The sequence below is a fragment of the Geodermatophilus dictyosporus genome, assembly GCF_900115505.1.
GTDB classification, from domain to species: domain Bacteria; phylum Actinomycetota; class Actinomycetes; order Mycobacteriales; family Geodermatophilaceae; genus Geodermatophilus; species Geodermatophilus dictyosporus.
On sequence record NZ_FOWQ01000002.1, the window covers coordinates 320,884 to 347,673 of the forward strand.

Consider the following 26,790-nt stretch of genomic DNA (forward strand, 5'->3'; position numbering starts at 1 on the left):
GGGGCCGACGTTCGTGCGGGTAACAGCGTCCCAGGCCGCACTGTTCCCCGGCGGCCGAGGTCCCTGCGGGGTCACCGGGCGGACCGTGTCAGGGGAAGGGCCAGGCGTTCCTCGTGCAGCCGTCGAGGCCCAGCGTCTGCTGCTGCATGACCGGGGCGAGCTGCCCCGGTCCCGGGCAGCCCTCGTGGCCGTTGCCGAGCGCGTGCCCGACCTCGTGGTTGACGACGTACTGGCGGTAGGTGGCGACGTCGCCGTCGTAGTGCGGGACGGCGGTGGCCCAGCGGGCCAGGTTGATGACGGCGCGCTCGCCGTACCGGCAGGAGGTGTAGCCGCCGGTGCCCACGCCCGGGCAGTAGCGCTCCATGCTGCCGGGGCTGACCAGGCTGACCCGGAACTCGTACCCGCCGGCCTCGGTGGTGTCCACCCGCTGGAAGGACATCCGCCCGCCGTTGCCCCACGAGCGCGGGTCGCCGAGGGTCGCCTCGACCGCGGCGGCGAACTCGGCGCCGTCGACGCCGATGCCGTCCTCCACCTCCACGACGAAGCGCTGCAGCGGGCCGGTGCCGTGCACGGCCGAGCTGCCGGGGACCACCGACACGGTCCCGGCGCCCTGCTCGGCGTAGGTCGCGGCGGCCGTGGCCGGGGGCAGGTCGGTGGGGCCGGCGTCGCCCTCGGCCGGCGCGGTCGGGGACGCGGCCGGGCTGCTCGCCGGCGGCTCGACGGCGGCCGACGGGGTGTCCGCCGCCTCGCTCGCGGCCACGCCCGAGGCCGACGCCGGCTGCCCGCCCCGGCCGGTGGCCAGCACGTCGACGAGCGCCAGCACGGTGGCCACGGCGAGCAGCGGGATGGCGTAGGCCCGCCAGCCGTGGCGGGCGACGAACCGGCGCACCCGCCCGACGGGACGGTGCCGTGGCAGCGGGTGCGGGCCGGTCGCCGGACGGCGCGGGGCGTCGGCGAGGGGGTCCCTGCGGGCCACCAGCGGCCCGGCCGGCCGGTGCCGCCCGGTCGCCGGCGACGGCCGGCCCGGACCGGTGGCGGGACCGGGCGCGGCCCGCGGGGCGCGCCGTGACGGGTGCGGTGGCAGCGGGGGTGGCGGCAGGGGCGGCGGCACGCGGGGCAGGCCGCGCACCGGCTCCGGACCCCGGTCGCCCCTGGGCGGGAGAGCTGCCACGGGTGCGCCTCCTCGCCGGGTGGGGTGGCCGGGCTCGGGTCCGGCCGCGTCGCGCAGCCCCGGGCCCTCACTGCGCGTCCGGGGTCAGGTTCTCACGGTCGCCGCGGCGACTCACCGACCCGCCGCGCGCGTCGCGTCAGCCCGCTGCGCGCCCGGTGCCGGCGCCCGTCCCGACGTCGGTCCCGGCGCCGTCGGTCCCCGCGTCCTCCAGCAGGCCGAGCACCGCGCGCGCAACCGGCTCCGGGGCCTCGAGCATCGCCACGTGGCCGACGCCCCCGAGGACCAGGAGCCGGGCGCCGGGGACCGTCGTCGCCAGGCGCGGGGCCAGCCGGGGGTCGACCAGGCGGTCGCGGTCGCCCCACACCACCAGCGTCGGCACCCGCAGCAGCCGGGCCAGCCGCCAGGCGTTGGCCCGGCCCACCCGCAGGTAGGAGGTGATCAGGCCGCGCATGCTGCGCACCACCGCCCGGTTGGCCCAGGCCTGCGCGGCCCGCTCGCGGGTCTCCTCGACCGCGGCGTCGATGCGCTCGGGCGGGACCCGCGCGGGGTCGCCGAAGCACATCTGCAGCATCCCGCGCACCGACTGCTCCGGACCGACCCCGGCCAGCCGCCGCTCGGCCAGCGACGGGACGCCCGGCAGCAGGACCAGCAGCAGCGCGCGGCCGAAGGCCTGGGGCACGCGGTAGACCGGCATGGCCGGCGAGACCAGCGTCAGCGAGGCCACGAGGTCGGGCCGCCGTGCGGCGACCAGCAGCGTGACCAGCCCGCCCAGGCTGTTGCCCAGCAGGTGCACTGGGCGCCCCTCGGCCTCCCCGGGCTGCGCGCGCACGTGCTCGAGCACGTCGACGACCGCGCGCACGTGCCCGCGGACGGAGTAGGAGCCGCTCGGCGGCGGCGAGGAGCGCCCGAAGCCGGGCAGGTCCACCGCCCAGCCCTCGCAGCGCACCGCCAGCAGCGCGGCGAGGTCGGTCCAGTTGGTCGAGGCACCGCCGAGGCCGTGCACGTACAGCGCCCGCTCCCGCGGCGCACCGGGCCGGCCGGCCCACGGGGTGCTGCGCACGAGCACCGTGCCGCCGCTGACCGGGACCTGCTCACCCGGCCAGGGCGGCGGCGGGGGGTCGGTCGCCGGCAGGGGCACCGACGAGAGGCGGGCGGTGGACGACGGCGCGACGGTCGGGGGCGCCGGGACTCGGCGCGTGCGCGCGCGGGCGGCCTCGGGCACGACGGCGACGGTATGCCAGCGCGGAGCCCCGCGTGCGCGGGGGGAACCCGCCGGTAACATCCCCCGCGCCATGCAGTCCTCCCGCCCCGTCCCCGTCCGCCGCACCTCGCGGCTGCCCCGGGGCGCCCGGCGCCTCCAGCTGCTGCAGGCCGCGCAGGAGGTCTTCGTCGCGCAGGGGTTCCACGCCGCCGCGATGGACGACATCGCCGACCGCGCCGGCGTCAGCAAGCCCGTGCTCTACCAGCACTTCCCCGGCAAGCGGGAGCTGTACCTGGCGCTGCTCGAGCAGCAGGTCACCGAGCTGACCGACCGGGTGCGCGACGCGATGGCCGGCACCGAGGACAACCGGACGCGGGTGCACGGCGCGGTGGGCGCCTACTTCGACTTCATCGACGCCGAGGGCGGGGCCTTCCGGCTGGTCTTCGAGTCCGACCTGCGCAACGACGACGACGTGCGGGCGCTGGTCGACCGCGGCAACCGCGCCTGCGTCGAGGCCATCGCCGAGGTCATCGCCGGCGACACCGGCAGCTCCCCGGAGCAGGCGCACCTGCTGGCCTCCGGGATGACCGGGCTGGCCGAGACCAGCGCCCGCTGGTGGCTGGCGCAGAAGGGCACCGTGTCGCGCGACGAGGCGGTGTCGCTGATGTCGTCGCTGGCCTGGCGGGGCATCTCCCGCTTCCCGCGGGTCGAGGGCGAGCCGGTCGGGGGCTGAGCGGCGCGTTCGCTGTCGGCGCACCGCCACGGCGGGGCCGCCCGCCCGGCGCTGGACTAGCGTGGTCGGCAGCCGTGCAACCCGAGGAGGCATCCCAGAGTGGAAGTCAAGATCGGTGTCCAGCACTCCCCCCGGGAGCTGGTCGTCGACAGCCCGAAGACCCCTGACGAGATCGCTGCCGACGTGGCCAAGGCCGTGTCCGGCGCCACGAAGGACGGGCTGTTGACCCTGGAGGACGAGCGCGGGCGCCGCGTGATGATCCCGGTCGACCGCATCGCCTACGTGGAGATCGCCCAGGCCGACCAGCGCCGCGTGGGCTTCGTCGCCGGAGCCTGAGCAACGCCGTCCCGACGGGGCGTCCTCGCGACCGCGAGGGCGCCCCGTCGTCGTTCCGGGGCGTTCCTCCCGGGAGCCGCCCTGCGCGGATCGGGCTCAGCGCGTCGACCGGCCCCGGTGCCCGCCCTCCGCCTGCACGTGCGAGGCGTGGGGCGGGCACCGGGGTCCCTCAGGGGTTGAGGCCGAGGGTGCGCATCCGCTCGGTGTGCGCGGCGGTGATGCGGTCGACCAGGCGGCCGATGCCGGTGAGGTCGCCGGTGCCGGCGAGGATCAGCCGGGCCAGCTCGTCGCGCTCGGCGATGACGGCCTGCGACTGCGAGATCGCCTCCCCCACCAGGCGCCGTCCCCACAGCGCCAGGCGTCCGGCCAGCGTCGGCTGGGCGGCGATGGCCGCGCGCACCTCCCGGACGGCGAAGTCGGCGTGGCCGGTGTCGGCGAGCACCTCGAGGATCAGCGACCGGTCCGGCTCGGGCAGGAAGCCGGCGATCTCGCGGTAGAAGTCGGCCGCCAGCCCGTCGCCGACGTAGGCCTTGACCAGGCCCTCCAGCCACGTGCGCGGGTGGGTGCCCTCGTGGAAGCCGTCCAGCGCGCGGGTGAAGGGCGCCATGACCGCCGACGGCTCGGCGCCCAGCTCGACCAGCCGGCGGACCAGCCGGTCGTGGTGGCCGATCTCGGCGGCGGCCATCCGGGCCAGCGCGGCCCGGCCGGCGAGGGTGGGCGCCAGCCGGGCGTCCTCGGCCAGCCGGTCGAACGCGGTCAGCTCGGCGTAGGCCAGCACGCCGAGCAGGTCGACGACGGCGCGGGTCTCGACCGTGGTCACGAGGTGCCTCCGGGGCGGGGTGTGGCGCCAGGGGCGCAGGACCGGCGCTGCGCACGCCTGCCGCGCAGGATCGCACGTCCGCCCCGGGAGGATGAGCCCGTGCGGCGTCCCGGCGCGCGGCGACCGGGTCCGGCCACCGGTCGCGCTACCATGGGAACAGGCGGGCCGCCAGGCACGCTGGTATCTGTGCGCTGACGAACGTCGCACGACGCACCGTGGAGCCCTCTCCGGCACACCGGGTGCGTCCCCGGGGGTCCCCCGGTCCGCTGGCCGCGTCGGCGCTGGAACGCACTCCCGCGACACCCGACCGCGGAGCGCCCGGACGGCGAGGCCGTCCGCCTGCCGCTCCCCCAGCAGACCAGAGGCGAGACCACTGACCTCCACCGGGAACACCCCCACCACCCCCGAGCTCGAGCACGCCGAGACCGGCGCGCCGGCCCCCGAGCAGCTCGAGCAGACCGTCGAGCAGCTCGGCGGCGCCCCCGTCGAGGAGACCGCGCCGCTGTTCGGCGACTTCGACGTCCACCCCGACGTCGTCGCGGCGCTGGCCGAGGCCGGGATCACCCGCACCTTCGCCATCCAGGAGCTCACCCTCCCCCTGGCGCTGGCCGGCCACGACCTCATCGGGCAGGCCCGCACCGGCACCGGCAAGACCCTCGGCTTCGGCGTCCCGATGCTGCAGCGCGTCGTGCCGCCGGCCGAGGGCGGGGACGGCGTCCCGCAGGCGCTGGTCGTCGTGCCCACCCGCGAGCTGTGCGTGCAGGTCGCCCGCGACCTGTCCACCGCCGGGAAGAAGCGCGGCACCCGCGTGCAGGCCATCTACGGCGGTCGCGCCTACGAGCCGCAGGTCCAGGCGCTGCAGGGCGGCGTCGAGATCGTCGTCGGCACGCCCGGGCGGCTGCTCGACCTCGCCGAGCAGGGCCACCTGATCCTGGGCAAGGTGAAGGTGCTCGTCCTCGACGAGGCCGACGAGATGCTCGACCTGGGGTTCCTGCCCGACATCGAGCGGATCCTCGGCATGGTCCCGGCGCAGCGGCAGACGATGCTGTTCTCGGCCACGATGCCCGGCCCGATCGTCACCCTGTCGCGGTCGTTCATGACCCAGCCGACGCACATCCGCGCGCACGGCAACGACGAGGGCTCGACCGTCCCGCAGACGACGCAGTTCGTCTACCGGGCGCACAACCTCGACAAGCCCGAGCTGCTCGCCCGCGTGCTGCAGTCGCGCGACCGCGGCCTGGTCATGGTGTTCTGCCGCACCAAGCGCACCGCGCAGAAGGTCGCCGACGAGCTCGTCGACCGCGGGTTCGCCGCGGCCGCCGTGCACGGCGACCTCGGCCAGGGCGCCCGCGAGCAGGCCCTGCGGGCCTTCCGCAGCGGCAAGGTCGACGTCCTGGTCGCCACCGACGTCGCCGCCCGCGGCATCGACGTCACCGGCGTCAGCCACGTCGTCAACTACCAGTGCCCCGAGGACGAGAAGACCTACGTGCACCGGATCGGCCGCACCGGCCGGGCCGGCAGCACCGGTGTCGCCGTGACGCTGGTCGACTGGGACGACATCCCCCGCTGGCAGCTGATCAACAAGGCGCTCGACCTCGACTTCGCCGACCCGCCGGAGACCTACTCGACCTCGCCGTGGGTCTACGCCGACCTCGACGTCCCCGAGGGCGCCACGGGCCGGCTGCCCCGCGCCCAGCGCACCCGCGAGGGCCTGGACGCCGAGACGATCGAGGACCTCGGCGAGACCGGCAAGAAGTCCCGGGGCGCCGGCCGCGGCCCCGCCCGCGAGGAGGCCCGCGAGGAGGCCCGCGAGGACGGCGAGCGCCCCGCCCGCTCGCGCAACCGCCGCCGCACCCGTGGGGGTGGCGCGGCCGCGGAGGGCGCCGCTGCCGCCATGGGAGCCGAGGACGCTCCCGAGGCCCCGGCCGCCGACGCCCCCGCCGCCGGCGAGGACGCCCCGGGCAAGCCGCGCCGCCGTCGCCGCCGTCGCGGTGGAGCCAGGCGCAGCGGTGGCGCCGAGGCCGGCGGGGACTCCGGCAGCGACACCGGCAGCGACACCGGCAGCGACACCGGCAGCGACTCGGACGGCTCCGAGTCCGCCGCCTGACGCCGCCCGGTGCGCCCTCCGCCGCTGCGGGTGTGGGTGTGGACGGCGGCCACGCTCGCGCTGGTCGTCGTCGCCACCCTGCTGTGGCGGGGGTCGAGCGTCGCCGCGACCGACAGCACCACCGCGCCCGCGCCGGCCGCCCCCGACGCCGCCCCCGCCGCTGACCTGACCGAGGCGTGGACGGCGGAGGCCGGCGCCCCGCTCCCCCGGCGGGTCGTGGAGGGCGGCCGGGTGCTGGTGACCGACGAGCACGGGTTCGCCGCCCTCGACCCGGTCACCGGCGAGGAGGCGTGGCACTACCGGCGCGGTGACGCCCGGCTGTGCGACGCGACCGCGGTCAACGGGCTCGTCGTCGCGGTGTTCCGCACCGCCGACCGCTGCGACGAGGCGCTCGCGCTCACCGCGGCCACCGGGGTGCGCGCCTGGACCCGCAACCTGAGCCTGCGCGGCGACGCCACCCTGGCCGGCACCGACCGGGTCGTGCTGGCGGCCGGCCCCACCGGGGTCATCGTGCTCGACCCGGTGGGCGACAACGTCCGCTGGCGCTACAACCCGCCCGAGGGCTGCCGGCTGCTCGGCTCCGACGTCGGCAGTGCCGGCGTGGTGGTGCTGCAGCGCTGCCCGGCCACGGCCGCCCTCCAGCTGCGCCTGTTCGACGGCTTCTCCGGGCAGGCGCGGTGGACCCGCGACGTCGCCGTCCCCGCGGAGGGCACGGTGCGGCTGACCGGCGCCGACCGGCTCGTCGGCGTCGTCGCCGGTGACCGCCTGCTGCTGTCCCGCGCCGACGACGGCGCGGCGCTGCCGGAGCTGCCCCTGCCCGCCGCCACCGGCGACCCCGGCACGGAGCTGCTGCACCAGGCCGGCGCCGGCGACCTCGCGCTGGTCTGGGCCCGCGGCACCGTGTGGGCGCTCGACCGCGGCACCGGCGCCCCGCGGTGGCAGCTGCCCGCCCTCGGCCTGCCCTCGGTCCCCGACGAGACCGGCCCGGCGACGGTGTGGGTGCCCGAGGAGGGCGGCTTCGTGCAGCGCGACCTCGCCACCGGCGCCGAGGTGGGCCGCTCGGCGGTCGGCGGGCTCGTCCCCGGCGGGCGCACCGCCGTCGTCGGTCCGGCGCTCGTCTACCGCCTGCCCGACAGGGTGACCGGGTACTCCTAGGTCCCGGCCGCGGCGGCGCGGACGGCTCCCGCGAGGTTGACTGGGAGCCATGGTGCTGCCCGGGAGCCCCGAGACCCCCGACCGTCCCGCGCCCGTCCTCGCCGTCGCCCCCGACGACCTGCGCCAGCTCGCCGACCACGACGCGACCCTGCGCACGCTGCCGGGCCGGGCCGGGCCGCTGGCCGCGCTCGACACCGGCGGCCCCGGTCCCAGCGGCACCGTGCTGATGGTCGCCGGCTACACCGGCAGCAAGGAGGACTTCGCCCCGCTGCTGGCCCCGCTGGCCGCCGACGGCTTCCGCGTCGTGGCGGTCGACCAGCGCGGGCAGTTCGAGTCGCCCGGTCCCGACGACCCGGCCGCCTACTCGGTGCCGGAGCTCGCCGCCGACGTCCTCGCCGTCGCGCACCTGCTGGCCGGGGAGACCGGGCCGCCGCACCTGCTCGGGCACAGCTTCGGCGGCCTGGTCGCCCGGGCCGCCGTCCTCGCCGACCCCGCCGCGTTCCGGTCGCTCACCCTGCTGGGCTCCGGGCCGGCCGCGCTCACCGGCCCGCGGGTGGAGCTGCTCGACCACCTCGGCCCCCTGCTGGACGCCGGCGGGGTCGAGCTGGTGTCGGCCACGCTCGAGCAGCTGGCCATGACCGACCCGCGGGCCCGGGCCGTCCCGGCGCCGACCCGCGCCTTCTACACCCGCCGGTTCCTCCGCAACACCGCCGCGGGGCTGCGCGGGATGGCCGACGCGATGACCACCGAACCCGACCGGGTGGCCGAGCTGGCCGCCACCGGCGTCCCGGTGCTGGTCGCCCACGGCGAGGGCGACGACGCGTGGCCCCCCGCCGTGCAGGCCGACATGGCCGCCCGGCTGGGTGCGCGCCACGAGGTGGTCCCGGGGGCGGTCCACTCCCCCGCCGTCGAGAACGCGCCGCACACGCTCAAGGTGCTCGAGTCGTTCTGGTCCGCCCTCCCGGCGGCCGCCCGGTGAGCGGCTCGGGGTTCTCGGCCCTCGACTGGACCGAGGAGGAGGACCGGCTGGGCTTCTTCGGCCCGGGCAGCGTGACCTGGCGGGTGCACGCCGACCCCGTCTACAGCATCGGCGGGCTGCGTGCGCTGCTGCTGCAGGCGCTGCACCCGGTGGCGATGGACGGCGTCGCCCGCAACTCGGTCTTCCGCGAGGAGCCCTGGCAGCGGCTGACGAACACGGCCGCCTTCGTCGACACGCTGACCTTCGGCACCCGCCGGGAGGCGCTGCGCGTCGTGCGCCGGGTCCGCGGGGTGCACCGCCGGCTGGGCGGCACCGAGGAGACCACCGGCCGCTCCTACCGGGTCGACGACCCCGACCTGCTGCTGTGGGTGCACTGCGCGCAGGTCGACTCGCTGCTCGACGTCGCCCGCCGCGCCGGCGTGGTCGACGACGAGGAGGCCGACCGCTACGTCGCCGAGCAGGTGACCGCCGCGGAGCTGATCGGCGTCGACGCCGCCGACGTGCCCGACTCCGTCGCCGCACTGGCCGACTACTTCGCGCGGGTGCGCCCCCAGCTGGCCGTGACGCCGGCCGCGCGCGACGCCTGGCGCTTCGTCGTCGTCCCGCCGATGCCGCGGTGGGTGCAGGTGCTCACGCCGGCCCGGCCGGCGTGGGGGTCGCTGGCCTCGCTGGCGGTGGCGACGCTGCCCCCGTGGGCGCGGCGGCTGGCGTCGCTGCCGGGGCTCGCGGTCACCGACGCCGCGGCCACCGCGGCGCTGCGGGCCTTCCGGACCGGCCTGCTGGCCCTGCCCGACCGCGCCCGGCTCTCGCCGATCGTGCGCGCCGGCCTGGAGCGGACGGCGGCCTAACCGCCGGCTGCCGGGCTCCCGGCCGCGTCGTCCTCGGCGAGGAAGCTCCAGGTCTCGCGCGCCGGGGTGGCCGCCTGCCCGGCGGGGCAGCTGGGTCGGAAGTCGCACCAGCCGCACTGCCTGCCGGTGACCGCGGGGAACGCCTCGTCCCGGGAGGCGCCGTCCTCCAGGGCCTGCGTGGCGGCGGCGATGTCGGTGGCGACGTCCTCGGCCCGGCGCACGTGGTTGGCCAGCGAGCGCTCGGTGTGCTCGAAGGAGGCCACCGTCCCGCTGGGCAGGTGGTGCAGCTCCACCCGGCGGCAGGGCCGGCGCAGGGTGCGCTGGACGCCGAGGACGTACACCGCCAGCGCCGGTGACCCGCGCGCCTCGTCGTCGGTGCTCGGCACCCGGCCGGTCTTGTAGTCCACGACGACCAGCTCGTCGCCGCGCTGGTCGATGCGGTCGACCCGGCCCGACAGCGCCAGCCGCGCCGTGGTGGCCGCGACCTGCCGCTCGGTACCGACCGGCTCGTCGCCGGGGTCGAGGTCGGCGACGTAGTCGGTCAGCCAGCCGGCCGCGCGCGTCCGCCACCGCTCGGACTGGTCGGCGTCGCGGAAGCCGGTGGGCGACCAGGCGCCGTAGAGCAGCTGCCTGGCCGCGCCGGCGGTGCGCCGGTCGCGTGGCAGCTCCCACCAGGAGCGCAGCGCCGCGTGCACCGCCGACCCGACGGAGTTGTGCGCCCACGGCGGCCCCTTGGGCGGGCTCGGGCGGTCGACGTAGGCGAAGCGGTAGCGGCGCGGGCAGTCGGCGAAGGTGGCGAGCTTGCTCGGCGTCGCGGGGAACAGCCGCTGGGGCATGCCCGGCATCTCCAGCTGCGCGCCTCCCACACCGGCCACGCTAACCCGGGACACCCACGGGTCCGGTGAACGGCGCGGTGCCCGTCCCCGCGGCGAGGATCGCCTCGTACTGCCCGGGGTCGGTGAGGCAGGCGCCGATCGGCGTCGTCTTGTTGGCGCCGTGGTGGTCGCTGGAGCCGGTCGTCAGCAGCCCGAGCTCGCCGGCCAGGCCGCGCAGGTGCTCGCGCTCGGCGGGGCTGTGGTCGGGGTGGTCGACCTCCAGGCCGAGCAGCCCGGCCCCGGCCATGGCCTCGATCGCCGCGTCGTCGACCACCCGGCCGCGCTTGGTCGCCAGGCCGTGGGCGAACACGGGGACCCCGCCGGCGTCCCGGACCAGGCGGATGCCCTCCAGGACGTCGGTGTCGGCCTTGGCCACGTAGTGGGGGCTGCGGTGCGACAGCAGGCCGGCGAACGCCTGGTCGACCGACCCGACGACGCCGGCCTCGACCAGTGCCCGGGCCACGTGCGGCCGGCCGACCACCCCGCCGGCGGAGGCCTCGACGATGCGCTCCCACACCACCGGGTAACCGGCCGCGGCCAGCGCGGTGACGATGCGCTCGCCCCGGCCGAGCCGCTCGGCGCGCAGCCGGGCGAGCTCGGCGGACAGCGCCGGGTGCGCGGGGTCGAACAGGTAGGCGAGCAGGTGCACGCTGACCGGCGGCTCGTCGGCCGGGAACCAGCGGCAGGACAGCTCCAGGCCCGGGAGGACGGTCAGCCCGGCCGGCCGGGCCGCCCGCGCCGCCGCCCACCCGTCGGTGGTGTCGTGGTCGGTCAGCGCGACCACGTCGAGACCGGCCGCGGCCGCGGTGGCCACCAGCGCGGCCGGGGACTCGGTCCCGTCGGAGACGGCCGAGTGGGTGTGCAGGTCGATGCGCATCGGCGTCCAGCCTCCCCCAGGGCGCTCAGGCGTGCCCGGGCCCGTCCTCGCCCGCGGTGCCGACGCCGGGGATCGGCTGGGTGTCGCGCCGGCCGCCGCGCCCCTCGGCGGGCTCGGGGTTGCCCTCGTCGTCGCCACCGGCGGCGCCACCCCAGTCGCTGCCGAACAGCAGCCCGCTGACCTGGTGGTAGAGCAGGTCGGCGCGCGGCAGGAAGGTGATCTGGGAGAGCGCCTGCTGCTGGCCGGCGGACTCGAAGCGGAAGGTGCCGTAGCCGAGCACCTGGCCCAGCAGCGTCTCCTTCCAGGTCAGGTCGGTGATCCGGCGCAGCGGCAGGAGGGTGACGGTGCGGGCGACGATGCCGGAGGTCAGCAGCACCCGGCGGCGGGTGACGATGAAGTGCCGCATCCACCACTCGCCGGCGCGCAGCGCGAACGACCCCAGTGCGCCCAGCACGAGGACCAGCCCGACGGTCGCACCGACCCGGTGGTCGGGGTCGAGACCGAGCACCCACAGGCCGAGGAGCAGCACCGGCAGCGCCCTGGCGGCCGGCGCGAGCAGCACGGCCCAGTGCCGGCGGGTGGCGACGACGGCCTCCTCACCGGGCAGGAGGTACTTGGCGGCGTCCTTGGCCCACCGCGGCGGGCGGCCGTCGGTCCCGCGCGCCGGGCCGGTCACGCCCCGCCTAGACGAGCGAGCCGACGAAGGCTGCCAGCGACGAGGCGGCGCCGCCCAGCGCCTCCCCCGCGTTGCGCACCATCGTCGCCGAGGCCTCCGGCTGCTGGATCACGTAGAAGACGACGAAGGCGACGGCCAGCCAGACGAGGACCTTCTTCAGGCTCACCGCCACCTCCGGGGATCCGCTCGGACCGGCGGGCACGGTGCCCGCGCGGGTCGGCCCGGAGGCCTGCCCCATGCGTAACACAGGCCCCGCGGGCCACCGGGTGGACACGCCGGGCGGGCCCCGGCCGGGCTCACTCGCCGGGCAGGAAGTGCTCGCTGGGCGGGCCCAGCGGCAGGTCGGGGTAGAGCCGGTCGCGCAGGTCGAGCAGCGTCAGCTCCTCGGCGAGCAGCCAGCCGGCCGACATCGGCCACATGACCAGCCACAGCCAGACGCCGTAGGCCTCCCCCACGAAGGCGGCGCGGTCGTCGGAGGTGGGGACCGCCCACAGCGGCGCGCGCTGCCCGGCCGCCTCGACCGCCGCCGAGGACGGGCCGGTGATCACGTCACCCGGGTCCAGCCCGGGCAGGCCGGCGTAGCCGCAGCCGACGCCGGTGCCCGGCTCCTCGGCGACCAGGACCAGCTCGGCGGACCCGCCCAGCGGCGCGGGCCCGGCGCAGCCGACGACGATCGCCCGCGCGCCCGGCTCGCCGCCCCAGGCCAGGCCGGTGACCGACCAGCCCGACGGCATCGGGTCGGGCACCCAGGCGGGCACCCGGGCGTCGGCGGTCACCGCGGCGATCGCGTCATGGCCGATGAGCGTGGTGTGGTGCAGCGGCGTCACGACGCCGTGCAGGTGGCACCAGGCCAGCGCGGAGTCCCCCGGGCGCACGACGAGCGGCTCGCCGCAGCGGGGGCAGACCGGGGAGGCGCTCATCGCATGACACCGTCCTGTCACTCGATCGGTTCGTCAAGCGGAGTCCGACGCGCCGCGGCGTGCCGCCGTAGGCTCGCGCGCGTGCCCGCGCCCTCCGCCGGCGGGGATCCCGGCGTCCCCGCACCGCCGGTGCAGCCCTGTGTGGGGGCCGTGGTCCTCGACGACGCCGGGCGGCTGTTGCTGGTGCGCCGCCGCAACGAGCCGGGCCGCGGGCTGTGGTCGGTGCCCGGTGGCCGGGTCGAGCCCGGGGAGACGCCGGCCGGTGCCGCCGCGCGGGAGGTCCGGGAGGAGACCGGGCTCGACGTCCGCGTCGGGGCGGAGGTCGGGCGGGTGCGGATCCCCGGCGACGGCGTCGTCTACGACGTCGTCGACTTCGCGTGCACGCTGACCGGCCCCGCCCGGCCGGTCCCCGGTGACGACGCCGACGCCGTGCTGTTCGCCGACGCCGCCGACCTCGAGCGGCTGACCTGCACGCCGCGGCTGCTGGAGACGCTGCGCGGCTGGGGCGCGCTACCGGTCTGACGGCGGCGCGCTCCGGCCCTCGGCCCGCGGGCGTCAGCCGCGGGGCCGTGGCTCCGGTCGGCCGGGCTGCTCCCCGCCGCGGGCCTCGCCGTAGGAGCGCTTGGGCACCATGACCTTGCGCCGGAACGTGCAGACGACGGTGCCGTCCTGCTTGTAGCCGATGGTCTCGACGTGCACGACGCCGCGGTCGTCCTTCGACCTCGACTCGGTCTTGTCCAGGACGGTGGTCTCCCCGTAGACCGTGTCGCCGTGGAAGGTCGGCGCGACGTGCCGCAGCGACTCCACCTCCAGGTTGGCGATGGCCTTGCCCGAGACGTCCGGGACGCTCATCCCCAGCAGCAGCGAGTAGACGTAGTTGCCGACGACGACGTTCTTCCCGAAGTCGGTGGTCTCCGCCGCGTAGTGGGCGTCCAGGTGCAGCGGGTGGTGGTTCATCGTGATCAGGCAGAACAGGTGGTCGTCGTACTCGGTGACGGTCTTCCCGGGCCAGTGCTTGTACACCGCCCCGACCTCGAACTCCTCGTAGTACCGGCCGAACTGCATCTGCGCGCTCCCGACGTCGTCGTGGGGTGGGCGGGGTCTGCGCGCGGGGCGTCCCGGCACGGGCGGCCCGTGTGCCACGGCGCGCGCCGGTGACCCGTCTGGACGGCCGCCGATCCTACGATGCCCCGGTGGTCCAGCTCTCCCGCGCCGTCGACCCCGCGGAGGCGGAGGTGGTGCGGCTCTCCCCTGCCGGGCGACGCGCCCGCCTGGTCGCGACCGCGGTCGTCCTGGCGCTCCTGCTGGCCGGCACGGTCTGGGGCACGGACGCCCACTTCCCGTTCGGCCCGTTCAAGATGTACTCGACCCGCGCGGCCAACGACGCCCCGGTCGTGTCCACCCGCGTCGTCGGACTGACCGGCGACGGCCGGGAGGTGCGCCTGTCCGGCGGCGAGGTGGGGCTGCGGCGCGCCGAGTTCGAGGGCCAGCTGCCGCGCCTGGTCGAGGACCCCTCGCTGCTGGTCCTGCTGGCCGACACCTACGCCGAGCACCACCCCGGCGGGCCGCAGCTGGTCGAGGTGCAGGTGGTGCTGCGCCGCTTCGAGCTCGTCGACGGCCAGCGCACCGGCGCGTGGGCCGACGAGGTGCTCGTCGAGCAGGAACTGGAGGTCGGCCCGTGAGCGCCACCCTGCCCACCGCCGAGGCCGCCACCCGGCCGGCCGGCCGCCGCCCCCTGGCCGCCCTGCGCGGCTTCTGGACGCGGCCCGTGCCGCTCGCGCGGATCGCGGTGTTCCGTACCATCGCCTACCTGTTCGTCCCGGTCGACGTCTTCCTCACCACCGCGTGGGTGAGCGCCCACGCCGACGTGCCGACCGCCTACTACCAGCCGCTGGTCGTCGGCCAGCTGCTGCCGCTGCCCACGCCGACCCCGACGGTCGTGTTCGTCGTCCAGTGGGCCCTGGTGGCCTGCGCGCTGGCAGCGGCCACCGGTCGCGCCCCCCGCCTGCTCGGTACCGCGGTGTTCCTCCTCTACTTCGAGTGGATGGTCATCGCGATGAGCTACGGCAAGGTCGACCACGACCGCATCGCCTACCTCGTCGCCCTCGCCGTGCTGCCGACCATCGGCGTGGCCCGCTGGCGCGACCGCCGCTCGTCGGAGGCCGCCGGCTGGGCGATGGCCGCGGTGTTCGTCACCGTGATGCTCACCTACTTCCTCGCCGCCTGGGCGAAGGTGCGCTTCGGCGGCTGGGACTGGGCGACGGGCTCGACGATCACCCGCGCGGTCATCCGCCGGGGCACGGCGCTCTCGGACTGGACGCTCGACGTGCCCGGCCTGCTCACGGCCGCGCAGTGGGGAATGCTCGTCGTCGAGTTCGCCGCGCCGCTGATGCTGCTGGTCCGCTCCGACCGGGCCCGGATGGCGCTGGTGGTCTTCCTGCTCGGCTTCCACCTCATGGTGTTCGGCGGGCTGCGGATCATCTTCCTGCCGCACTGCGTGGCGATCCTGTCGATCCTGCCGTGGGAGCGCGCGCCGGAGGCCCTCGCCGCGGTGCGCTCCCGGCGGGGGCGGTCGGCCGGGCGGACCGGCGTGGTCCCGGCCGCGGCCCCACCCGTCTGACCGGCCGCCCGCTCAGAGCAGCGCACCGATGCGGGCCGCCATGTCCGCCTCGTGTTGCTGGTAGGAGCCGGCCACCTGGTCGAGCAGGCCGCCCATGCCGGTCAGCGCGTCGCTGACCCCCTGGGCGGAGAGCCGCCACTGCTCGTAGAGCGCGCTGAACTGCACGGCGGCCTGGCTGTCGGTCCAGCCGTCGAGCACCGAGGTGTTGACGCTGCTCGACAGGGTCGCGTGGCGCGACGCGGTCTCGGCCGCCTCGGCCTGGCACTGCCCGGCCATCGACTGCAGCGTGGCGATGTCGACCTTCATGGTCCCTCCCGTCCGGTCCGGGTCCCTCCCGGTGGCAGCGGACGGTAGGCCGGTCCGGCCGGGCGGCCGGCCGGCCCGTCCACAGGCGGCCCCCCGTCCACAGCTCACCGGCCCGGCACCTGCGACGGCCGGGACCCCCGCAGGGTCGGTGCGTGCCCGACGTCCCCCTCGCCGCCGAACCCCGCTGCTGGACCGTCGTGGGGCCCGCTGGGCCCGTCGACGTCGTGGTCCGGGCCGCGGACGACGCCCGGCTCGACAGCGTCCTGCCCGCGCTCGCCGCCGCCCTCGGCGCTCCGGCGGCGGGCCTGTGGTCCGGCACCGGCCGGCTGGCCGGCGACCTCCCGCTGGGCGACGCCGCCCTCGCCCACGGTGCCGTCCTCGGCCTCGGCCGGCCGGCCGCGCGCGCGCGCACGCCCCCGCAGAGCCCGCTGGAGCTGCACGTCGTCGGTGGCCCGGCGGCCGGCACCACCGTGCCGCTGGTCGCCGGACGGCACGTCCTCGGCCGCGGGACCGCCGCCACGCTGCCCCTGCCGGACGCCGGTGTCTCCCGCCGGCACGTGCTGCTCGACGTGGGTGCCGGGGGCATCGCCGTGACCGACCTCGGGTCCACCAACGGGAGCCGGCTCGACGGCGCCGACCTCGGCTCCGGCCCCCGGGACTGGCCCTCGGGGACGGTGCTCCGGCTGGGCGGCAGCTCCCTGGCGGTCTCCGGCCCCCGCGACGGCCCGGCCGGACTCCGCCCCGCGCCGGCAGGCCGGGTGCTCGTGCAGCCCGCGCCGCACCCCGTCCCGGTGCGGCCGGAGGTCGAGGTCCGGCTGCCCGACGCCCCCGTGGCCGCCTCCCGCCGGCGGCTGGCCTGGGTGGCCGTCGTCCTCCCCGCGGCCGCGGGCGGGACGATGGCCTGGCTGCTGTCGGCGCCGACGTTCCTGTTCTTCGCGCTGCTCGGTCCGGTGGTCGCGGTGGCCACCTGGCTCTCCGACCGGTGGAGCGGGTCCCGCGGCGGGCGGCGCGCGGCCGCGGTCCACGCGGAGGAGACGCGGGTGGCGCGCGTTCGCCTGGCCGAGGCCGTGCGCGCCGACGTGCGGTCGGCCCGCGCCACCTGGCCCGACCTCGCCGCCCTCGCGACGGCGGCGCGGCGGCGGACCGGCCTGCTGTGGAACCGCGGCGCCGCCGACGCCGAGACGCTGGTCGTCCGGCTGGGCACCGGTGCCGGCGCCACCCGGGTCCGGCGGGTCGAGGAGGGCCGGCGGGAGCCCGAGACGGCAGCCGACCTGCCGGTGACCGTCGACCTGCGCCGGACCGGCGGGCTGGCCGTGACCGGCCCGCGCGGCCCCGCGCTCGACGTCGTGGCCGGGGTCCTGGCCCAGCTGGTGACGCTGTCCCCACCCGGGGACGTCGACGTCGCCGTGCTGACGACGGCCTGCCGGCTGGCCGACTGGGCGTGGACCCGCTGGTTGCCGCACCTGTCCCCCGGCGGCGTGCACGTCCGCCCGGACGCCAGCGGGGCGGCCGCCGCGGCCGACGCCGCGCTGCTGTCCTGGCTCCGCGGCCTGACCACGGGCGGGCAGCGGCCGCGCACCGGCGGCCCGAGCGAACCGGCGCGTCCCCGACCCGCCCGGTGGCTGGTCCTGCTCGTCGACCGGCCGGTCGACCCGGCGCTGCGGACGGCGCTGCGCGACTGCCGGGGGGCCGGCGTCGTCGTGCTCGGCCCCGCCGGCCGGGCCGACGAGCTCCCGGGTGCCGACGCCGTCCTGCAGGTCGCCGGCGAGACCGGGGACACCGGGCTGCTCGACGGTGGCGGCGCGGACCGCACCGAGCTGGCCGTGGACCGACTGCCCCGCGCGGTCGCCGCACGGCTCGCCCGGGACCTGGCTCCCCTGGCCCCGGTCCGCCCGGCGGCGGGCCTGCCCGCGGTGGTCCGGCTGCTCGACCTGGTCGGGGGCGGCCCCGGCGCGCCCGTCGCACCGGAGTGGTCCCGGGACCGGGGGTCGCTGCGAGCCCGGCTGGGGGTCGGCGCGGACGGCGTGGTCGAGGTCGACCTCTGCCGTGACGGACCGCACGCCCTCGTCGCCGGGACGACCGGCTCGGGGAAGTCCGAGCTGCTGCGGACGCTGGTCGCGGCCCTGGCGCTGGCCCACCCGCCCGACCGGTGCTCCTTCCTGCTCGTCGACTACAAGGGCGGGGCCGCCTTCGCCGAGGCCGTGGCGCTGCCGCACACCGTCGGCCTGGTGACCGACCTCGACGGCGCCGCGACGGTCCGGGCGCTGCGCTCGCTCACCGCCGAGCTCGCCCGCCGCGAGGCCGTCCTCGCCGCCGCTGGTGTGGCCGACGTCGCGGCGCTCCCCGCGGACGTGGAGCTGGCCCGGCTGGTGATCGTGGTCGACGAGTTCGCCGGGCTGGTCGAGACGCTGCCGGAGTTCGTGTCGGGCCTCGTGGGGATCGCCCAGCGGGGGCGTTCGCTGGGGGTGCACCTGGTGCTGGCGACCCAGCGGCCCGGTGGCGTCGTCTCACCGGAGATCCGCGCCAACTGCTCGCTGCGCCTGTGCCTGCGCACCACGGGCGAGGCCGACTCCCGGGACGTGCTCGGCGGTCCCGAGGCGGCGGCGGTCCCGGTGGACCGCCCGGGTCGCGGGTTCCTCCGGGTCGGCAGCGAGCGCCCGGTGCCCTTCCAGTCCGCCCGCGTGGCCCTCGCCGCCCCGGCGGAGGTCACCACCGGACCCGTGGTCCGGCGGTGGGCGTGGCCGGTGGTGGAGCCGGTGGTGGAGCCGGTGGTGGAGCCGGTAGCCGATCGCGGGGAGACCGTGACCGGCCCGTCCGACCTCGCCCGCGTCACCGCGGCCGTCACCGCCCACGCGGAGGCGGCGGGGATCCCCGCACCGCACCGGCCGTGGCAACCGCCGCTGCCCGGGCGGATCGGCGCCGAGGAGCTCGGCGGCGCCGGTCGCCCGCCGACGGAGCTCCTGGTCGGCCTCGTCGACCACCCGGACCGGCAGCGCCGCGCCCCCCTGGTGCTCGACCTGACCCGCGGCGGAGGCTGGCTGGCCGTCGGGGGGCCCCGCAGCGGCCGGACGACGCTGCTCCGGACCGTCCTCGCCGAGGCGGTCGGCCGCCTGCCGCCGAGCCGGCTGCACGTCCACGTCCTCGACCACGGTGGCGGCGCGCTGGCCGCCGAGGCGGCGCGGTTGCCGCACACCGGGACGGTGGTGGGTGCGGCCGACGCGCTGCGCACCGTCCGCCTGCTCGCCCGGCTCACCGAGCACACGGCCGCCCGCCGGGCCGGCGGGATGGCCCCCGGCCCGGCGGTGCTCCTGCTCGTCGACGGCGTCGAGTCGCTGCTGGCACAGCTGGACGAGGCGGTGCCGGGCTCGGGGTCGGCGGACCTGCTGCGCCTGGTCCGCGACGGCGCGGCCGCCGGCCTGACCTGCGTGCTGACCGGGGACCGCGCGGTGCCCGGTGGCCGGCTGGCCGCGGCGGCAGGGACCCGGCTGGTCCTGCCGCTGCCCGACCGTGCCGACTACGCCGTCGCCGGGATCCCGGTGCGGGCGGTGCCCGCCGAGCGGCCGCCCGGCCGCGCCCTGCTCGGGGAGCAGGCGCTCGAGTGCCAGCTGGCGCTCCCCCGGCCGCTGCGCCCGGCCTCAGGCGCCTCCCTCGGGCCGGCGCCGGTGCGCATCCTCCCGTTGCCGCCGGATCCCCGGCTGTCGGCAGCCGAGGCGGAGGGCGGACCCGACGCGCTGCCCCTGGGCCCCGGCGGCGACGAGGGCACCCCGCTCACGGTCGACCTGCGCCGCGGAGGCGGGCTGCTGGTCGTGGGGCCGCCGCGCAGCGGCCGGACGACCACCCTGGACGCCCTCGCCGCGACGCTGCTGCGGTCGGGCACCGCGGTCGCCCGGCTGGTCGCCGGCCGGCGGGCGGCCGGCCGCGGACCCGCCGACGCCACCGCTCTGGCCGCCGACGACCCGGCGGGCTGGCGCGCGTGGCTGGCGGCGCTGGACGGTCCGGGCGCGGTGCTGCTCGACGACGCCGGCGCGCTCGCCGACCACCCCGTGGTCGCGTCGATGACCGCTGCCGGTCTGGCCGACGCCGACGTCGTGGTGCTCGCCGCCGGGACGGCCGGTGAGCTCTCGGCCGTCTTCCGCGGGCCGGTCGCCGACCTGCGCCGGTCGCGCAGCGGCCTGCTGCTGTGCCCGGGTCCCGGGGACGCCGACCTGCTGGGCACCCGGCTCCCGCGGACGCCGGTCCCGGTCCGGCCGGGCTCGGGCTGGCTGGTCACCGCGGGAACGGCGCAGCGGGTGCAGGTGGCCCGCCACCGGGACCCGGCACCGGCCGCCGGCGTCGGGGACGGACCGGCCGGGGAGCGGGCGGCGGCGTGAGGCGCGGTTCAGAGCAGCTCGAGCGCCGCGCCGATCTCCTGCGTCGCGTACCAGGCGAGGTCGTGGCCCTCGGCCTGGTCCACCACGAACTGGGCGTCGTCGCTGCCGAGGTCGGCCTCCAGCACCACGGCGACGGCCGCGCGGACGTCCTCCTCGGCCTCGGCACCGTCGACGTGCGCGCTGGCCACGTCGGCGAGCGCGACGTCGGCGGTGACCCGGACCGCGCCGGGCTCGGTGTGCGGGTCGTCGAACGGGCTGACCGCGGCGTCGGGGACGTCCGCGGCGAGGACGACGCGGCGGCGCGCCGCGGTGGGGTCGACGTCGATCAACCGGAGGCTGGCACGGGCGGCGGCCAGGAGCGCGGCGTACTCGAGCTCCTCGAGATCGGCCCCGGCGTCACTGATGGCGTAGAACTCCCGCAGCCGGGGCGTGACGGCGAAGGCGGTGTGCGGCCCGGTCAGCCGGCCCTCGTCCACGAGGGTGCGCAGGACGCTCGTCGTCGCCGGCAGGTAGATCCGCACCCGGCGGCTCCCTTCGTCGGTGGGACGCCGACGGTAACCCGCGGCCACCCGCCGCCGGGGAGCGCCCGGGACGCCGCCGGCGGCGCGTCAGCGCACCGACTCGGTGAGCGCGGTGACCTCCTGCTCGACCATGTCGGCCAGCACGTCGACGTCGCCGACGCCGTCGCGGTCGGCGTTGAGGCCCACGTAGACGTGCCCGTCGTAGCTGGTCATCCCCACGGCGAGGCCCTGGCCGCCCAGCAGCGGTACGACCGGGAAGACCTCGAGCATCCGCGCCCCGGCCGCGTACAGCGGCTGCTGTGGGCCCGGCACGTTGGTGACGACGAGGCTGAACAGCCGCCGCGACAGGCCGCGGGCCGCGCGGGCCCCCACCGCGTGCAGCGTCGGCGGGGCGAAGCCGGTGAGCGCGATGAGCGTGTCCGCGCGCACCGAGCGGCCGGACCGGGTGACCCCGCGCATGGCGTAGCTCAGCCGCGCCAGCCGCACCCACGGGTTGGGCTCACCCACCGGGAGGTCGACGAGGTGGGCCGACACGCTGCTGCCCGGGAGCTCCTGGTCCTCGCCCTGCACCGACACGGGCACCAGCGCCCGCACCGCCGTCGAGGCGAGCACCGGCTCCCCGCGGGAGAGCAGCCAGTCGCGCATCGCCCCGGTGAGGACGGTGAGCAGCACGTCGGTGACCGTCCCGCCGTGGGCCTTGCGGATGCTGCGCAGGTCCTCGAGGGAGGCACGCGCGACCGCCACCCGACGCTGCCGGCCGGCGGTCCGGTTGAGCGGGCCGTGCCGCGGGGGCACGACCGCCGACCGGGTGGCGCGGACCAGCCCGCCGGCGACGCTGCGCACCCGGGCGGCGGTCGAGCGCAGGTCACCGACCGCCGACCAGGCCACCTCCACGGCCGACGTCGGCCGCTGCACGTACTCACCGAAGGCGTCGAGCACCAGCTCCACGCGCCCGGGCAGGCGGCGCGGCACCCAGTCGTCGGCGGGAGGGACGGCGACGTCAGGCCCCGGCTCGAGCAGCACCTGGGCGATGTCCACCGCGCCGAGGCCGTCGACCAGGGCCGGGTGGGTCTTGGTGACCACCGCGACCCGCTTCTCGGCCAGGCCCTCGACCAGGTAGACCTCCCACAGGGGGCGGTTGCGGTCGAGGGGACGCGAGGTCACCCGCGACACCAGGTCCAGCAGCTGCTGCTGGGTGCCCGGGCGCGGCACCGCCGAGCGCCGCACGTGGTAGGCGACGTCGAAGTCCGGGTCGTCGGCCCACACCGGGTTGGCCAGGCGCCCGGGCACCTGCACGATCCGCTGCCGGTAGCGGGGCACCAGGGGCAGCCGGGCCTCCACCAGGTCGGCGAGGGCGTCCAGGCCCCCCGCGACGGGCTCGAGGACCAGCACGCCGGCGACGTGCAGCGGGGCGCCGTCGTCCTCCAGGTAGAGGAACGACGCGTCCAGGGTGCTCAACCGCTCGGTCATCGTCCCCCTCAGGATCGGGTCCCCACGCTACGGGGCGGCCGCGATCGCGGTCACCCCGCGCGGCGGCCCCGCCGCCGGCCGGCCTCCGGCTCGGGCACGCGCGCCAGCGCGGCGGCCAGCGACCGCAGCCCCGCGCGCAGCGGTGAGGCGGCCGCCACCTCGGCGAGGGTCCGGCCGGAGGCGAGGGCGGCATCGGTGGCGCGTCGGTCGGCGGGCAGGAAGGCGCGGACCGGCCGGCCGGCGAAGCGCTCGAGCGCCTCCGCGATCTCCCGGCGCGGGTCGCCGGGCACCGGCCCGCGCCGGACCTGGTTGACCACCACCGCGGGCTCGACCTCCGGCAGCACGTCGCGGAGCTGCCCGAGCGCACGGATGGTGCGCTGCAGCGCGACCGGGTCGGCGCCGCTGACGCACAACACCTCGTCGGCCTCCTCGAGCACCGTGACGGTGGCCCCGTTGCGGCGCGGCGCGGCGGTGTCGAAGGAGAGCTCCTCGTCCTCCTCGAGGTTGAACGCGCAGTCGACCACGGTCAGGTCGGCGACCCGCCGGGCCTCCTCCAGCACGGCGGCGACCGCACGCGGCCGCAGCTCCGGCCACCGGTCGGCGCGCGCCAGCCCGGTGAGCACCCGCAGGTGCGGGCGCACCGACCAGGCCAGGCGGTCGAGCGCCGCCTCGTCGAGGGTGCCCGCGGCCGCGTGCCGCGCGGCGCCCGCGAGCCCCGGCGACTCGTCGAGCAGGCCCAGGACCTGGGCGACCACGCCCCCGTACACGTCGGCGTCGACGAGCAGGGTGGGCACACCCAGCCGGGCGGCCTCGTCGGCCAGGCCGACGGCGACCGTCGTCCGGCCCGGCGCACCCGTCGGGCCCCACACGGCCACCACCCGCCCGCGCGGAGGGCGCCGCTCACCGCCCGGCGGCTCGGCGGTGTCGCCGGCGGGCAGCGCCGCGCGCGGGTCGGCGACGTCGCGTCCGGTGGGCAGCCGGCCGGCCACGGCCTCGCGCAGCGTGCGGACGACCTCCTCCGCGGAGGCGTCGGCGGGCAGCACCGTGGCGACGCCGAGCGCGCGGAGGCGCTCGGCCGCACGCTCGTCGCCGGGGTCGGCCAGCCCGACGACGGCGACGCCGGCCGCGGCGAGCCGGGCGACCGCCTCGCCGTCGAGCCGCCGGAGGTCGGCCGAGAGCAACGCGGCGTGCGCCGTGCCGGTGGCCGCGGTGGCGAGCAGGTCGGGGGCGTCGACGCAGCGGCGGACGACGGTCACCCCGTGGTCGGCGCGGTCCAGGGCACCGACGAGCGCGGACTCCCACGCCGCCCCGGTGACGGCGGTGACGATCTGCAGCGCCATCAGGCCGTCGGCTCGGCCGGGGTGGCGGGCGCCGGCGCGGCACCCGGGTCCGGGACCGGCACGGGCCCGGCCGGTGCCGACGGCACCGGGGTCGGTTCCGCCGCGGGCGCGGGAGCCGGCGCGGTCGCGGTGCCCGTCACGGGTGCCGCCGACGGCCGGGCCGGGGACGGCGTGCCGTCGGGGTCGGCGTCGGCGTCGGCGTCGGCGTCCACCGAACCGTGCACGACGACGACCAGCGGTCGCCCACCGATCGCACCGAGCACGCCGGGCACCTCGGCCGCCGGGACCGAGACGACCACCTGGACGGTCGTGGTCGCCGTCGACAGCACGCCCTCGGCGCGGCCGCTCACCGCCTGCACGGGCACCGCGCCCACCACCAGGACCACGCCCTCCCCGGTCGCCGTGCCTGCGGGGTCGGTGACGCCGTAGACGTCGACCACCTGACCGCGGCCCAGTCCCGGCGGGACGTAGCCGGCCTGCACCGGGAGGGCCACCTGGACGAGTTCCCGCGGCTCCTCGAGCGCGGTGCGCGGGAGCAGCTCACCGGCCCGGAGGGCGCGAGCCAGGGTGCGGCCGGCGGGGTCGGTGCCGGTGGAGAGGTAGGCGCCGGCCGCGTCGCCGAGCCGGACGTCGACCGGGACCAGGTCACCCGCCTCGAGCACGGTGCCCGCCGCCAGGTCGCCGGCCACCGACCACACGGGCACGGTGGCGTCGGCGGCGGTGAGCACCCGGGCGCCGAGCAGCACCGAGCCGAGCACGAGCAGCACGCCGAGCACGAGGCGCAGGTCCAGCCAGCGCGGCGGACGCACCCGTCTGGGCACCGGACCGCTCCCGGGCTCGTCGGCGGCCGCGGCCGGGGCCGTGCGGGTCGCAGCGCTCACCCGGCGTCTCCTCCTCGTCGCGGGGGCTCCCCCGTTCCCCCGCCGTCCCGGCGGGCGCACCTCACGGCCGGCGTTCCCGCGCGGTCGGACGCAGATGATGCGCCAAGGACGCGAGTGCGTGCACCGGCTGTCCACACGTTCGGGTGTGGACGGTATGCGCCCGGGTGAGCGCGGTCCTGACAGACTGGCCACGAACGGACGGAGACCCCATGCCCTCACCGCGGTTCCTGACCCTCGACGACGTCGCGGAGATCCTCAACGTCTCCTGGTCGCAGGCCTACGCGCTCGTGCGGCGCCGCGAGCTGATCGCCATCCAGATCGGCGGCCGCGGCCAGTGGCGGGTCGAGGTCGACGAGCTCGAGCGCTTCATCCAGCAGAAGTACGCCGAGGCCCGGGCCGGCGCGGTACCCGCCGCCGACGAGCTGACGGCCGCGTCGACCGCGGACGAGCAGCCCGAGGCGCCCGTCGAGACCTCCACCGCGGCTCCCGAGCCGGCACCCGCACGCGGCCGCCGCCGCGGCTGAGCTCAGGCGGCGCCGGGAAGCAGCGTCCGCACCGCCACCACGGCACCGAGCGCCACCGCCCGCACCCCGCGGACCGCGCCGGCCCGGCGGAAGTCGTCGGCGGCGTGCTCGGCCAGCTCCACGAAGTCGGCGCCCACCCGGTCGAGCGTCCCGGTCAGCACGCCGCCGTCGTCGAGCACCACCGCCACCGCGCTGCGGTCGCGCGCCAGCCCGCGCAGCACCCGCCGCAGGTCCACCGTCACCCTCGACCCGGCCTCCGGCGCCGCCGTCGCGCGCACCAGCCCGGCGACCGCCAGCACGCCAGGCAGGGACACCAGCACCTCGCGCCCGGCGTCGTCCTCGAGCAGCAGCCAGTCCGGCCCCCGCTCGGTCAGCCGCCCGGCCACCTCCCCGGCGCCACGGCAGCGCAGTGACACCCGGTGCCCGACCGCGCCCCCGAGCCGGTCGGCCAGCCGGACCGCACCGGTCTCCGCGCGCGCCCGCGAGGGCAGCTGCGCCCACTCCTCGGCCGCCTCGGCCGCCTCGAACTCCGCCTGCAGGTCGGCGAACAGCTGTTGCCAGCGCATGCACCCGAGCCTAGATGCACACTCACTCTTGCGTTTGGGTGCATTTGGTTGCTTCAGTACGTCGTCGTCCGCACCCGAGGAGGTCCCGTGTCGATCCGTCGACTCGCCGCCACGACGGCGGCCATGGCCGTCGCCGCGGTCGTGCTGCGGTTGCTCACCCCCGACCCGGGCCGGCTGTTCCCGCCCGGCGGCGACCTGCAGCGGACCGTCGACGTCGCCGGTCCCGAGGCGCTGCTGCTCAGCGGGGTCGCAGCGCTGGCCTGGGTCGTGTGGGCGTGGGGCGCCCTCGGTCTGGTGCTCACCGCGCTGTCCGCACTGCCCGGGTGGGCCGGCGCGGTGGCCGGGGCGCTGCTGCGGGGGGTGCTGCCCGCGTCGGCACGGCGCGCCACCGCGCTGGCCCTCGGCGTGGGGCTGACCACCGTGGTGGCACTGCCCGGGCACTCCGCGGCACCGGCCCCCGTGGTGGTCGTGACCGCCGGCGTGGAGAGCCCGACCGGCCCGCCCGACTGGACGGCCGGCCCGATGGCGGCGATCCCGAAGACGGCACCGGCCGCCGTCCCCGACTGGCCGGCCCCCGCGCCCGGCGACCACGTGGTCCTGCGCGGCGAGTGCCTCTGGTCGATCGCCGAGGCCGACCTGCGGGCCCGCACCGGCGCCGAGCCCGGGGACGCCGAGGTCGCCGCCGCCGTCGGCCGGTGGTGGGCGGCCAACGCGACCGTGATCGGCGACGACCCCGACCTGCTGCTGCCCGGGCAGGTGCTGCACCCCCCGTCCTGAGCCCCGACATCCCGAGCCCCCTCCACCACCGCCCGACGACGGCCGCTCCCCCGGCCCGTCCCCGCCGTCCGACCCCCCGGAGCCCCCGTGTCCGCACCCGTCGTCCCCGCGCCGGAGCCGCTGCGCCGGCTGCACCTCACCGTCGTCCCGGCCCTGCACCCCGCCCTCGACGGCCCGGCCGTGCCGCTGGTCGACCCCGCCACCCCGCCGCCGCGGCCGCCGCACCGGCCCGGCCCGCGCCCCGGCCCACCAGGGGTGCGCCGGGTACCGGTCGACCCCTTCGGCCCGGCCTGGTCGGTGCGCGCCGACCTGCCCGACCCGCGCGCCGCCGGGCGCACGCTGTTCACCACCGCGCTCGAGGCGCTCGCCGGCCGGCGGCCGCTGTCCCAGGTGCAGCGGCTGACCACGCCCGGCGTGCACGCGGCACTGGTCCGCGGACGGCGGCCGGCCTGGTGCACGAGCGGCACCGCGCCGCTGCTGCTGGGTCCGGTGCACGTGTGCGAGCCGGTCGACGGCGTGGCCGAGGTCAGCGCCGTGGCCCGCCGGGGCGGCCGGGCGCACGCGGTGGCCGCGCGGCTGGAGGGCGTCGACGGGCGCTGGCGGTGCACCGCCCTGTCGATCGGCTGACCGGCCGCGTTGCGCGCGGTGAGGAGAACGCGGACGACGGCGGGCGGGGACCGCGACGGTCCCCGCCCGCCGTCACCGGAGGGAGCGCGG

Annotated in this window: 28 protein-coding genes; 13 read left to right on the forward strand and 15 right to left on the reverse strand. The window is 78.1% G+C overall.

Annotation, left to right across the window (positions count from 1 at the left end; translation table 11 throughout):
• Nucleotides 1-88: 88 nt before the first annotated feature.
• Entirely contained in the window at nt 89-889 is an 801-nt protein-coding gene (locus tag BMZ33_RS05090; protein ID WP_169063912.1) for a DUF3152 domain-containing protein, read from the reverse strand.
• Nucleotides 890-1,307: 418 nt separating this feature from the next.
• Nucleotides 1,308-2,393 carry an alpha/beta fold hydrolase gene (locus BMZ33_RS05095; protein ID WP_169063913.1) on the reverse strand — a complete coding sequence of 362 codons (1,086 nt, stop codon included), beginning with the start codon at nt 2,391-2,393 and terminating at the stop codon, nt 1,308-1,310.
• Nucleotides 2,394-2,463: 70 nt separating this feature from the next.
• Here BMZ33_RS05095 and BMZ33_RS05100 point away from each other — a divergent pair, with 70 nt between their 5' ends.
• On the forward strand, nt 2,464-3,105 hold the full coding sequence (locus BMZ33_RS05100; protein ID WP_091108486.1) for a TetR/AcrR family transcriptional regulator: 642 nt from the start codon (nt 2,464-2,466) through the stop codon (nt 3,103-3,105).
• Nucleotides 3,106-3,204: 99 nt separating this feature from the next.
• Entirely contained in the window at nt 3,205-3,441 is a 237-nt protein-coding gene (locus tag BMZ33_RS05105) for a DUF3107 domain-containing protein (protein WP_091108487.1), read from the forward strand.
• A 169-nt stretch (nt 3,442-3,610) separates the two neighbouring features.
• Here BMZ33_RS05105 and BMZ33_RS05110 read toward each other — a convergent pair whose 3' ends face one another.
• The gene (locus BMZ33_RS05110) at nt 3,611-4,261 is read right to left on the reverse strand and encodes a ferritin-like fold-containing protein (protein WP_169063914.1); all 651 of its coding nucleotides are present in this window, start codon (nt 4,259-4,261) and stop codon (nt 3,611-3,613) included.
• Nucleotides 4,262-4,352: 91 nt separating this feature from the next.
• Between BMZ33_RS05110 and BMZ33_RS05115 the strand changes: the two genes are divergently transcribed.
• The 4 genes from BMZ33_RS05115 to BMZ33_RS05130 are packed head-to-tail and all read left to right on the forward strand — an operon-like array spanning nt 4,353 to nt 9,350.
• Nucleotides 4,353-6,368 carry a DEAD/DEAH box helicase gene (locus BMZ33_RS05115; RefSeq protein ID WP_169063915.1) on the forward strand — a complete coding sequence of 672 codons (2,016 nt, stop codon included), beginning with the start codon at nt 4,353-4,355 and terminating at the stop codon, nt 6,366-6,368.
• A 9-nt stretch (nt 6,369-6,377) separates the two neighbouring features.
• Complete coding sequence (locus BMZ33_RS05120) at nt 6,378-7,523, forward strand: outer membrane protein assembly factor BamB family protein (protein ID WP_091108488.1); 1,146 nt, start codon at nt 6,378-6,380, stop codon at nt 7,521-7,523.
• 49 nt (nt 7,524-7,572) lie between these two features.
• Nucleotides 7,573-8,502 carry an alpha/beta fold hydrolase gene (locus tag BMZ33_RS05125; RefSeq protein ID WP_091108489.1) on the forward strand — a complete coding sequence of 310 codons (930 nt, stop codon included), beginning with the start codon at nt 7,573-7,575 and terminating at the stop codon, nt 8,500-8,502.
• A complete protein-coding gene (locus BMZ33_RS05130; RefSeq protein ID WP_091108490.1) occupies nt 8,499-9,350 on the forward strand; it encodes an oxygenase MpaB family protein in 852 nt (283 codons plus the stop codon). The genes BMZ33_RS05125 and BMZ33_RS05130 overlap by 4 nt, the downstream gene beginning before the upstream one ends.
• Here BMZ33_RS05130 and BMZ33_RS05135 read toward each other — a convergent pair.
• The 5 genes from BMZ33_RS05135 to BMZ33_RS05155 form a co-directional block, all read right to left on the reverse strand.
• Entirely contained in the window at nt 9,347-10,216 is an 870-nt protein-coding gene (locus BMZ33_RS05135; protein ID WP_169063916.1) for a RecB family exonuclease, read from the reverse strand. The two genes, BMZ33_RS05130 and BMZ33_RS05135, sit on opposite strands and share 4 nt — an antisense overlap.
• Before the next feature lie 10 nt (nt 10,217-10,226).
• Nucleotides 10,227-11,102 (reverse strand): PHP domain-containing protein, encoded by an 876-nt coding sequence (locus BMZ33_RS05140; RefSeq protein ID WP_091108491.1) that lies wholly within the window; start codon nt 11,100-11,102, stop codon nt 10,227-10,229.
• A 25-nt stretch (nt 11,103-11,127) separates the two neighbouring features.
• Nucleotides 11,128-11,778 carry a PH domain-containing protein gene (locus tag BMZ33_RS05145; RefSeq protein WP_091108492.1) on the reverse strand — a complete coding sequence of 217 codons (651 nt, stop codon included), beginning with the start codon at nt 11,776-11,778 and terminating at the stop codon, nt 11,128-11,130.
• A gap of 7 nt (nt 11,779-11,785) precedes the next feature.
• A complete protein-coding gene (locus BMZ33_RS23080) occupies nt 11,786-11,944 on the reverse strand; it encodes a hypothetical protein (RefSeq protein WP_169063917.1) in 159 nt (52 codons plus the stop codon).
• 130 nt (nt 11,945-12,074) lie between these two features.
• Nucleotides 12,075-12,698 carry a DUF6758 family protein gene (locus tag BMZ33_RS05155; protein WP_091108494.1) on the reverse strand — a complete coding sequence of 208 codons (624 nt, stop codon included), beginning with the start codon at nt 12,696-12,698 and terminating at the stop codon, nt 12,075-12,077.
• A gap of 81 nt (nt 12,699-12,779) precedes the next feature.
• On the opposite strand from BMZ33_RS05155, the gene BMZ33_RS05160 reads away from it, so the two are divergent.
• Nucleotides 12,780-13,220, forward strand: coding sequence for an NUDIX hydrolase (locus BMZ33_RS05160; protein ID WP_169063918.1), 441 nt, complete (start codon nt 12,780-12,782; stop codon nt 13,218-13,220).
• 33 nt (nt 13,221-13,253) lie between these two features.
• On the opposite strand, the gene BMZ33_RS05165 is transcribed toward BMZ33_RS05160, so the two are convergent.
• Nucleotides 13,254-13,763: a MaoC family dehydratase gene (locus BMZ33_RS05165; protein ID WP_091108496.1), complete on the reverse strand. Its 510-nt coding sequence runs from the start codon at nt 13,761-13,763 to the stop codon at nt 13,254-13,256.
• A gap of 128 nt (nt 13,764-13,891) precedes the next feature.
• Here BMZ33_RS05165 and BMZ33_RS05170 point away from each other — a divergent pair, with 128 nt between their 5' ends.
• Nucleotides 13,892-14,380: a hypothetical protein gene (locus BMZ33_RS05170; protein WP_091108497.1), complete on the forward strand. Its 489-nt coding sequence runs from the start codon at nt 13,892-13,894 to the stop codon at nt 14,378-14,380.
• The gene (locus BMZ33_RS05175; RefSeq protein WP_169063919.1) at nt 14,377-15,318 is read left to right on the forward strand and encodes an HTTM domain-containing protein; all 942 of its coding nucleotides are present in this window, start codon (nt 14,377-14,379) and stop codon (nt 15,316-15,318) included. Before BMZ33_RS05170 ends, BMZ33_RS05175 begins: the two co-directional genes overlap by 4 nt.
• 12 nt (nt 15,319-15,330) lie before the next feature.
• Here the strand turns inward: BMZ33_RS05175 and BMZ33_RS05180 are convergent, their stop codons facing one another.
• Nucleotides 15,331-15,624 carry a WXG100 family type VII secretion target gene (locus BMZ33_RS05180; RefSeq protein ID WP_091108498.1) on the reverse strand — a complete coding sequence of 98 codons (294 nt, stop codon included), beginning with the start codon at nt 15,622-15,624 and terminating at the stop codon, nt 15,331-15,333.
• A gap of 152 nt (nt 15,625-15,776) precedes the next feature.
• Here BMZ33_RS05180 and BMZ33_RS05185 point away from each other — a divergent pair, with 152 nt between their 5' ends.
• Nucleotides 15,777-19,994, forward strand: a complete 4,218-nt coding sequence (locus BMZ33_RS05185) for an FtsK/SpoIIIE domain-containing protein (RefSeq protein WP_091108499.1) — start codon at nt 15,777-15,779, stop codon at nt 19,992-19,994.
• Between the two features lie 8 nt (nt 19,995-20,002).
• On the opposite strand, the gene BMZ33_RS05190 is transcribed toward BMZ33_RS05185, so the two are convergent.
• The 4 genes from BMZ33_RS05190 to BMZ33_RS24400 form a co-directional block, all read right to left on the reverse strand.
• Nucleotides 20,003-20,515 carry a DUF6912 family protein gene (locus tag BMZ33_RS05190; protein ID WP_091108500.1) on the reverse strand — a complete coding sequence of 171 codons (513 nt, stop codon included), beginning with the start codon at nt 20,513-20,515 and terminating at the stop codon, nt 20,003-20,005.
• Between the two features lie 87 nt (nt 20,516-20,602).
• Nucleotides 20,603-21,985 carry a WS/DGAT/MGAT family O-acyltransferase gene (locus tag BMZ33_RS05195; protein ID WP_091108501.1) on the reverse strand — a complete coding sequence of 461 codons (1,383 nt, stop codon included), beginning with the start codon at nt 21,983-21,985 and terminating at the stop codon, nt 20,603-20,605.
• 50 nt (nt 21,986-22,035) lie between these two features.
• Nucleotides 22,036-23,325, reverse strand: coding sequence for a CpaE/TadZ family protein (locus tag BMZ33_RS05200; RefSeq protein WP_091108502.1), 1,290 nt, complete (start codon nt 23,323-23,325; stop codon nt 22,036-22,038).
• Nucleotides 23,325-24,206 (reverse strand): SAF domain-containing protein, encoded by an 882-nt coding sequence (locus tag BMZ33_RS24400; protein WP_136697195.1) that lies wholly within the window; start codon nt 24,204-24,206, stop codon nt 23,325-23,327. Before BMZ33_RS24400 ends, BMZ33_RS05200 begins: the two co-directional genes overlap by 1 nt.
• A gap of 209 nt (nt 24,207-24,415) precedes the next feature.
• On the opposite strand from BMZ33_RS24400, the gene BMZ33_RS23950 reads away from it, so the two are divergent.
• Nucleotides 24,416-24,730, forward strand: coding sequence for a helix-turn-helix domain-containing protein (locus BMZ33_RS23950; RefSeq protein WP_169063920.1), 315 nt, complete (start codon nt 24,416-24,418; stop codon nt 24,728-24,730).
• Between the two features lie 2 nt (nt 24,731-24,732).
• Here BMZ33_RS23950 and BMZ33_RS05215 read toward each other — a convergent pair whose 3' ends face one another.
• Nucleotides 24,733-25,296 carry a hypothetical protein gene (locus BMZ33_RS05215; protein WP_091108503.1) on the reverse strand — a complete coding sequence of 188 codons (564 nt, stop codon included), beginning with the start codon at nt 25,294-25,296 and terminating at the stop codon, nt 24,733-24,735.
• Between the two features lie 87 nt (nt 25,297-25,383).
• On the opposite strand from BMZ33_RS05215, the gene BMZ33_RS05220 reads away from it, so the two are divergent.
• Both BMZ33_RS05220 and BMZ33_RS05225 read left to right on the forward strand, forming a co-directional pair.
• The gene (locus BMZ33_RS05220; protein ID WP_091108504.1) at nt 25,384-26,073 is read left to right on the forward strand and encodes a LysM peptidoglycan-binding domain-containing protein; all 690 of its coding nucleotides are present in this window, start codon (nt 25,384-25,386) and stop codon (nt 26,071-26,073) included.
• Nucleotides 26,074-26,160: 87 nt separating this feature from the next.
• The gene (locus tag BMZ33_RS05225) at nt 26,161-26,700 is read left to right on the forward strand and encodes an Rv3235 family protein (RefSeq protein ID WP_091108505.1); all 540 of its coding nucleotides are present in this window, start codon (nt 26,161-26,163) and stop codon (nt 26,698-26,700) included.
• Nucleotides 26,701-26,790 lie beyond the last annotated feature (90 nt).